The following is a 3,257-nucleotide window of genomic DNA, read 5'->3' as shown; positions in this document are numbered from 1 at the left end:
TCCGCGTCTTCGTGCGCCGCGCAGCGGATTATCTCATCGGCGGAGCCTATGATGTGCCCTCTGGTCTCGGGGGTACCTTCCGAGTCATCCTCAAGGACGCCTGTGACACCTTCGCGATCGTCCAGAATTGCGGCTATTCGGCGTTTTGGGAATACGAAGATCATGAAGCAGCACCAATGTCCCGAGAGCGCGCAGCGCGGCAGGGTATTGGTGGTTCAGCTCATTCCCATAAACGCTGCGAGGATTTCGACGCCATGCAGCCCTATCGCGTGCCGCTCGATGCGCTCATGGAGATCGACGATCGGAGGGCGGCGTAACGCGCCCTTTCTCTAACAAGCATCGCCAATACCCTGCCGGGCCTGCGGCCCTCTCGGGACATTGGCGACATGAATTTCCCCAACGAGAGAAAGGACTCTGAAATGGGATGGCTCTTCTACACCGACCGCCGTATCAAATCCTACGCGGATGAGAAGGCGGAAATTACACGGCTCTGTACCTTCGAGACCGACATCCGAAAGACAGAACTGCTCAAGGCCTGCAAGGTGGGTTCGATCTGGTATGTTGCCGCGAAGGTCACAAATGCCGACGGCTCGCCGGTCGAGGATGCGACCTACGTCACGGATGAGGACGGCTCGATCACCTTCGGGGCTGTGTTCCTGACGCGCTACGACGACGGCTGCTGGGGCTACAAGGACATGGAGGAAAGCGCTGGTCCCGTCGAGTCCCGCGCGCCGCTCAGCCTTCTCGCCCTTCTTTCGGAACTGAAGGATCCGGAAAGCTATGCCCATGCCTGGCGCCGGCGCTGCCGGGACTGGGCGGCGATCCCGGACTACGAGGAAGGTGACAGGATCAAGCTCGCTGCCCCTGTGACGCTCACCGACGGCAGCACCTGCCAGATCGTCACCGTGACCCACTACAGGCGCGGTCGGCAAAAACGCCGCTGCTACCGCATCGAGGATACCAGTGGTCTCGTGCGCCTGTCGAAAGCCTCGCTTACTGGATCGGTGCTCCTGGGCGCGGCCAGCCCGGTGTTAGCGGAGTTCCTGGCGGGGCAGGGGGATTGAACGACTGGACCATCAAGCACCGGCGCTCCCTTCGAGCCCTCTCTGCTCTTACAAAGTGTAGAGGGGGCTTTTTGTCTTTTGGAACTCAGACCCTGATCCAAAGGACAAACCCCATGGCCAAGCCAACCCCAACAAACCCAGTTCTTACCGTCTCCGATCCCGATCTTTCCACTGCTCTGAGGCAGATGGGAGCGGAGATTGATCACCAGCCCCTGCGCAGTTCGGTGCTTGCCCATATCATGCGGGAGGCGTTCGGTGGCAGCGATGCCGCCGGCGCGTGGGACTGGCGCATGGCCTATGACATGATGCAGGCTGCGGCTGTTCAGGGGTTGCTGCGTCGAGACGGCACCGAGGGTGATATCGCCGCTGCAAAGCTGCTCGCCTCGCGGCTGCTGACGGAAACGCGCCGGTCAGAGCAGCAGATCCGGCTGCAGCAGTTTTCCACGCCGCTGCCATTCGCGTCTCTGGCCGTGCGGGCGGCTGCGGTCCGCAAGGGCGAGACCGTGCTGGAGCCATCCGCCGGAACTGGCGCCCTGGCCGCTTTCGCCACCCGCGCCGGTGCCAAGCTTCTGCTCAACGAGATCGACCCCTTTCGCCAGCGCCTCCTGCGCGCGGTCTTTGGGGGCGAGGTGACGGGTCACGATGGTGAGCATATCGACGATCTGCTGCAGGCGCCGGTCCTGCCCGATGTCGTGGCCATGAACCCGCCCTTTGCCTCTTCGGTCGATCGCTCAAGGGACAAGCACATCGCGGCCAAGCATCTCGTCGCGGCTGCGAAGCGCCTCGCGCCCGGCGGACGGCTGGTGGCGATCATGCCGCCGGGATTCACGCCCGAACGCGATGCCGCGCATTGGTCCCGCGTCTGCGGTCTCCTGACGCCGCGACTGGCGCTGACGATGCCGGGGCAGGTCTACCGCAAGCTCGGCACCTCTGTCGAAACCCAGCTCATGGTCTTCGACAAGGTGCAGGAGGATGGCGAGATGATCCGCGCCAGTGTCCGTGGCTTGGATGAAGCCCTTCCTTTTGTCGACGTCGTGGCCGCAATCAGGCCCGAGATGCGCCCCGCCCAAAGGGCTGAAGCGATCCCTCATGCTCGGCCGACCGTTCCATCATCTGCCCCACGCAAGACCGCCGCTGCACCTGTCGCCGCCTCCAAACCACGGGCCAATGCCGTCCGCCCGCTCAGCTTCACAAGCTTTGAGGCCCCCCGTGACAACACGCCGGTCTCGGATATCTATGCGCGCTACCGTCCGCAGCGGATCGAGATCGCGGGTGCGCAGGAACATCCCACGCCGCTGGTCGAGAGCATCGCTATGGCCTCTGTGGACCCGCCCATGCCCTCAGGTGCCGCCAGTTCGGAACTGCGCCTGCCCGCCCGACTGATCGAAGAGGGACACCTCTCCGAGGCGCAGCTTGAGACCATCATTATGGCCAATGATGCCCATGGGCGCGACTTGCCGGGGCGTTTTACCATCGATGACGACCAGACAAAGCTGACGCGTGCCGATGATGACCCGGATGCGCGTGCCTATCGCCTCGGCTACTTTCTTGGCGACGGCACCGGCTGCGGCAAGGGTCGGGAATGTGCGGGGCTGATCCTCGCGGGATGGCTCGCCGGACGCCGTAAGGCCGTCTGGGTCTCGAAGTCCGCCACGCTCATCGAGGACGCCATCCGCGACTGGACCGATCTCGGCGGCTCGCCCGCCGACATTCAGCCGCTGTCGAAATGGAAACCGGATCAGCCCATCCCCATGGGCGACGGCATCCTCTTCGTCACCTACGCCACGCTGCGCTCGGCGGGCAAATGCGGCACCTCGCGGCTGAGCCAGGTCCTCGACTGGATGGGCGCGGGGTTCGATGGTGTTCTGGCTTTCGACGAAGCCCATGCCATGCAGAACGCGGCCGGGTCCGAGCAGGGCAGGGGGGTCAAACCCTCCCAGCAGGGCCTCGCCGGGCTGCGGTTGCAACTTGCCGCTCCCCGCGCCCGCGTCTTCTATGTCTCGGCCACGGGTGCCACCAGCGTACACAACCTGGCCTATGCCGCGCGGCTGGGGCTCTGGGGTCAGGGTCCCGAATACCCCTTCCCGAGCCGCGAAAGTTTCGTCTCGGCGATGGAGGCAGGCGGCGTCGCTGCCATGGAGGTGGTCGCGCGCGACCTCAAGACACTCGGGCTCTACACGGCCCGCGCGCTCA

General features: G+C 64.4%; 2 protein-coding genes and 1 pseudogene. All 3 read left to right on the top strand.

The features are described from left to right. Nucleotides 1-317 (top strand): annotated as a pseudogene (locus VOI27_RS23080) (regulator); the annotation flags it as partial. 102 nt (nucleotides 318-419) lie between these two features. After that, a complete protein-coding gene (locus tag VOI27_RS23075; protein ID WP_323769017.1) occupies nucleotides 420-1,064 on the top strand; it encodes a DUF6927 domain-containing protein in 645 nt (214 codons plus the stop codon). Nucleotides 1,065-1,177: 113 nt separating this feature from the next. Further along, nucleotides 1,178-3,257 (top strand): strawberry notch-like NTP hydrolase domain-containing protein (locus tag VOI27_RS23070; protein ID WP_323769015.1); only part of this gene is annotated, 2,080 nt, incomplete at its 3' end.

The sequence above is a fragment of the Marinovum sp. genome (assembly GCF_034669705.1).
Lineage (GTDB): Bacteria > Pseudomonadota > Alphaproteobacteria > Rhodobacterales > Rhodobacteraceae > Marinovum.
Note: the sequence above shows the minus strand (reverse complement) of the source record. Positions and strands in the feature narration are given on the sequence as shown.